3 rRNA genes are annotated in these 5,759 nt (G+C 52.4%); all 3 read right to left on the minus strand.

Features of this window, described 5'->3' with window-relative positions:
• Nucleotides 1–12: 12 nt before the first annotated feature.
• Nucleotides 13–130 (minus strand): 5S ribosomal RNA (gene rrf, locus ABRP95_RS11750).
• 157 nt (nucleotides 131–287) lie between these two features.
• A 23S ribosomal RNA gene (locus ABRP95_RS11755) occupies nucleotides 288–3,360 on the minus strand.
• 508 nt (nucleotides 3,361–3,868) lie between these two features.
• Nucleotides 3,869–5,386 (minus strand): 16S ribosomal RNA (locus ABRP95_RS11760).
• The 16S, 23S and 5S rRNA genes sit together here, the layout of an rRNA operon.
• Nucleotides 5,387–5,759: the final 373 nt, after the last annotated feature.

Genomic DNA, 5,759 nt, shown 5'->3' on the forward strand with positions numbered 1-5,759 from the left:
TTTGTTGTTTGGTGTCGGCGGTGACTTACTCTCCCACAACCTCCCGGTTGCAGTACCATCAGCGTGTACAGGCTTAGCTTCCGGGTTCGGAATGGGACCGGGCGTTTCCCTGTAGCTATTAACCACCGACAAACCTATCAGAACACTACCCACCACAATTGTGTGGGTGTTGTGTCAGATACTGCATAGTGGACGCGACACACGAAATGTGTACATTTTGTTTACTCGCTAAACAAGAACACTCTTCAACTTCCCTTAAACCACATGGTGTTCGGGGGTTATTTGTGGTGTGTTTGTTTTGGTCAATTAGTACCAGTAGCCTTCACACCTTACAGTGCTTCCAAGTCTGGCCTATCTACCCCATAGTCTTTAGGGGACCTCAAAAGAAACCTCATCTTAAAACAGGCTTCCCGCTTAGATGCTTTCAGCGGTTATCCCTTCCGTACGTAGCCAACCAGCACTACCCCTGGCGGGATAACTGGCACACTAGAGGTACGTCCGTCCCGGTCCTCTCGTACTAGGGACAGCCTTCTTCAAGTTTCAACGCGCGCGGCGGATAGAGACCGAACTGTCTCACGACGTTCTGAACCCAGCTCGCGTGCCGCTTTAATGGGCGAACAGCCCAACCCTTGGGACCTACTCCAGCCCCAGGATGCGACGAGCCGACATCGAGGTGCCAAACCATCCCGTCGATATGGACTCTTGGGGAAGATCAGCCTGTTATCCCCGGGGTACCTTTTATCCGTTGAGCGACACCACATCCACAAGTAGGTGCCGGATCACTAGTCCCGACTTTCGTCCCTGCTCGACATGTCTGTCTCACAGTCAAGCTCCCTTGTGCACTTACACTCACCACCTGATTGCCAACCAGGCTGAGGGAACCTTTGGGCGCCTCCGTTACATTTTGGGAGGCAACCGCCCCAGTTAAACTACCCACCAGGCACTGTCCCCAACCCAGATCATGGGCCAAGGTTAGATGCTCAATCCGATCAGAGTGGTATTTCAACAACGACTCCACCACCACTAGCGTGATGATTTCACAGTCTCCCACCTATCCTACACAAACCGAACCAAACACCAATACCAAGCTATAGTGAAGGTCCCGGGGTCTTTTCGTCCTGCCGCGCGTAACGAGCATCTTTACTCGTAATGCAATTTCACCGGGCCTGTGGTCGAGACAGCAGAGAAGTCGTTACGCCATTCGTGCAGGTCGGAACTTACCCGACAAGGAATTTCGCTACCTTAGGATGGTTATAGTTACCACCGCCGTTTACTGGGGCTTAAATTCTCAGCTTCGCTAACAAACGTTAACTAACCGGTCCTCTTAACCTTCCAGCACCGGGCAGGCGTCAGTCCATATACATCAACTTAACGTCTTCGCATGGACCTGTGTTTTTGATAAACAGTCGCTTCCCTCTATTCTCTGCGACCCCACAACACTCCAACCGCAAGGGTCTTCACGTCACAGGGCCCCCCTTCTCCCGAAGTTACGGGGGCATTTTGCCGAATTCCTTAACCACAGTTCACCCGAACGCCTTAGTATCTTCAACCTGACCACCTGTGTCGGTTTAGGGTACGGGCCATACACACACTCGCTAGAGGCTTTTCTCGACAGTACAGGATCACCACCATCAACCCGAAAGGGTCTACGCATCACGCCTCAACCTTAATGTGTAGCGGATTTACCTACCACACGGCCTACACGCTTACACCACCAATCCACTAAGTGGCGCGGCTACCTCACTGCGTCACCCCATCACTTGAACCACACATCAGGCCCCACGACATCAACACCACCAACACTCAAAGAATGCTAGGTAGCGTATCCGCAGTGGTTAGTATCAGTGCTTCATCATGGGCGCACATGTACGGGTACCAGAATATCAACTGGTTATCCATCGACTACGCCTGTCGGCCTCGCCTTAGGTCCCGACTCACCCTGGGAAGACGAACTTGACCCAGGAACCCTTAGTCATCCGGCGGTAAGGATTCTCACCTTACAATTCGTTACTCATGCCTGCATTCTCACTCGCACACAGTCCACGCCTCCTCACGGTAACGCTTCCACCCATGCACGACGCTCCCCTACCCAAACAACAAAAAATTGCTGCTTGCCGCGGCTTCGGCGGTGTACTTGAGCCCCACTACATTGTCGGCGCAGAACCACTCGACCAGTGAGCTATTACGCACTCTTTCAAGGATGGCTGCTTCTAAGCCAACCTCCTGGCTGTCTTCGCGATCCCACATCCTTTTCCACTTAGTACACCCTTAGGGGCCTTAACCGGCGATCTGGGCTGTTTCCCTCTCGACTATGAAGCTTATCCCCCACAGTCTCACTGCCGCACAACACAATTGATGGCATTCGGAGTTTGGCTGACATTGCTAAGATTGTAGTCCCGCTCAACCAACCAGTCGCTCTACCTCCACCAAGCTAATGCGACGCTGCACCTAAATGCATTTCGGGGAGAACCAGCTATCACGGAGTTTGATTGGCCTTTCACCCCTACCCACAGCTCATCCCCGCAGTTTTCAACCTACGTGGGTTCGCGCCTCCACAACCTCTTACAGCTGCTTCACACTGGCCATGGGTAGATCACCCCGCTTCGGGTCCAGGACATGCCACTTATCACCCCATTAGGATTCGGTTTCCCTACGGCTACCCCACACGGGTTAACCTCGCGACATGCCGCTGACTCGCAGGCTCATTCTTCAAAAGGCACGCCATCACACAAAAAAGTGCTCTGACGGATTGTAAGCACATGGTTTCAGGAACTATTTCACTCCCCTCCCGGGGTACTTTTCACCATTCCCTCACGGTACTATCCACTATCGGTCACACTGAGTATTTAGGCTTACCGGGTGGTCCCGGCAGATTCACAACAGATTCCACGAGCCCGTTGCTACTCGGGAACCCAACAACCCCCACATCATCATCTTCAGCTACAGGACTCTCACCTACTCCGGTAGATCATTCCAAACCACTTCACCTAACAACAATGCACAGGGCGTGCCACTGGTAGATGACACACAATTGAGCCCCACAACACCGCACACACAACCCCTACCAGGTATCACATGCACACGGTTTAGCCTCATCCACGTTCGTTCGCCACTACTAGCAGAATCATTATTATTTTCTCCTCCTACGGGTACTGAGATGTTTCACTTCCCCGCGTAACCCCCACAACAGCTATGAATTCACTGAAGGGTAACCCCACATAACCAGGGCCAGGTTTCCCCATTCGGACATCCTCGGATCAACGCTTTATTGACAACTCCCCGAGGCTTAACGCAGCCTTACACGTCCTTCATCGGCTCAGCATGCCAAGGCATCCACCATGCGCCCTAAATAACGAACACACCAACCACCACACACAAACCACACAACCAACAAAAGGTCACGCAGCCCACGTGCGGTAGCAACAAGTGAACTTGACAAAATAAACAAAAAGAAAAATCACATCACACACATGAACACCACCCACAAAAGCAAGTGGCATCATGCAGATGCTCGCGTCCACTATACAGTTCTCACACAACACCCCGAACCAGCAACAAACACCACCACCACGGTGACGCCCATCAACCAGTCAGGCACACAATAAGGGGATAATGCCCCAGACACCCAACAATGCACCAACGTACAATCAACACTCATTTTTGCATGCATGGACACTTTTACGCATGTCACAAAGCACCATTCAAACACTCGGTACTGTCGATTAAGGTGTGTCTCCTACCCGGAATTTCCAAACAATCGGTGGCAGCAGAACACTCGCCTACTCAACCACCAACCCACACAAACTATGTGGGCAACCCACAACTGTGGGTCCTGACTGCAACTGCAGCCTACAAAAAAGCTCCTTAGAAAGGAGGTGATCCACCCGCACCTTCCGGTACGGGTACCTTGTTACGACTTCGTCCCAATCGCCGATCCCACCTTCGACGGCTCCCTAACACGTTTAGGCCACCGGCTTCGGGTGTTACCAACTTTCATGACGTGACGGGCGGTGTGTACAAGGCCCGGGAACGTATTCACCGCAGCATTGCTGATCTGCGATTACTAGCGACTCCGACTTCATGGGGTCGAGTTGCAGACCCCAATCCGAACTAAGGCCGGCTTTCAGCGATTCGCTCCACCTCACAGTGTCGCAGCGCGTTGTACCGACCATTGTAGCATGTGTGAAGCCCTGGACATAAGGGGCATGATGATTTGACGTCATCCCCACCTTCCTCCGAGTTAACCCCGGCAGTCTCTCATGAGTCCCCAACCAAATGCTGGCAACATAAGACAAGGGTTGCGCTCGTTGCGGGACTTAACCCAACATCTCACGACACGAGCTGACGACAACCATGCACCACCTGTACACCAACCACAAAGGGAAACTACATCTCTGCAGCGATCTGGTGTATGTCAAGCCCAGGTAAGGTTCTTCGCGTTGCATCGAATTAATCCACATGCTCCGCCGCTTGTGCGGGCCCCCGTCAATTCCTTTGAGTTTTAGCCTTGCGGCCGTACTCCCCAGGCGGGGCGCTTAATGCGTTAGCTACGGCACGAAAGTCGTAGAAAGACCCTCACACCTAGCGCCCACCGTTTACGGCATGGACTACCAGGGTATCTAATCCTGTTCGCTACCCATGCTTTCGCTCCTCAGCGTCAGTAACTGCCCAGTAACCTGCCTTCGCCATCGGTGTTCCTCCTGATATCTGCGCATTTCACCGCTACACCAGGAATTCCAGTTACCCCTACAGCACTCAAGTTATGCCCGTATCGCCTGCACGCCCGGAGTTAAGCCCCAGAATTTCACAGACGACGCGACAAACCACCTACGAGCCCTTTACGCCCAGTAATTCCGGACAACGCTCGCACCCTACGTATTACCGCGGCTGCTGGCACGTAGTTAGCCGGTGCTTCTTATCTAGGTACCGTCACAAAAAGCTTCGTCCCTAGCGAAAGGAGTTTACAACCCGAAGGCCTTCATCCCCCACGCGGCGTCGCTGCATCAGGCTTGCGCCCATTGTGCAATATTCCCCACTGCTGCCTCCCGTAGGAGTCTGGGCCGTATCTCAGTCCCAATGTGGCCGTACACCCTCTCAGGCCGGCTACCCGTCGCCGCCTTGGTAGGCCATTACCCCACCAACAAGCTGATAGGCCGCGAGCTCATCCTACACCGAAAAAACTTTCCAACCACCACACTAAAGATGGTTCCTATCCGGTATTAGACCCAGTTTCCCAAGCTTATCCCGAAGTGCAGGGCAGATCACCCACGTGTTACTCACCCGTTCGCCACTCGAGTACCCTGCAAGCAGGGCCTTTCCGTTCGACTTGCATGTGTTAAGCACGCCGCCAGCGTTCGTCCTGAGCCAGGATCAAACTCTCCACAAAAAGAATTTCAGCAAAACACTGAAAAGGCCGTGAAAAGCCCAAACCTAACCAAAAGAACAAACCACCACAAACCACACAAAAGGGCTCATGCTGGCGTCCAAAAATTACTACAAAGAAAAAATCATTGCCTCCCCAACCCGACGGGGCACAAAAAAGGGAGACAAAAAGTTGAACACAATCACATGCCAACCAATCCATCAATGCAGCCGAAACACTAAACAGTATTCAAAAAGATGCGTATTCCAACACCTTACCGGCACACACCAACCAACAAACCACCATTAGGCTTGCCGGCCAACAGACCAATCAACACACAACCATGCACACAAAAATAAAAAATAAGTACATTGGCACACTATTGAGTTCTCAAACA

Origin of the sequence: Corynebacterium sp. KPL2895 (assembly GCF_040225815.1) — a bacterium.
GTDB classification, from domain to species: domain Bacteria; phylum Actinomycetota; class Actinomycetes; order Mycobacteriales; family Mycobacteriaceae; genus Corynebacterium; species Corynebacterium rhinophilum.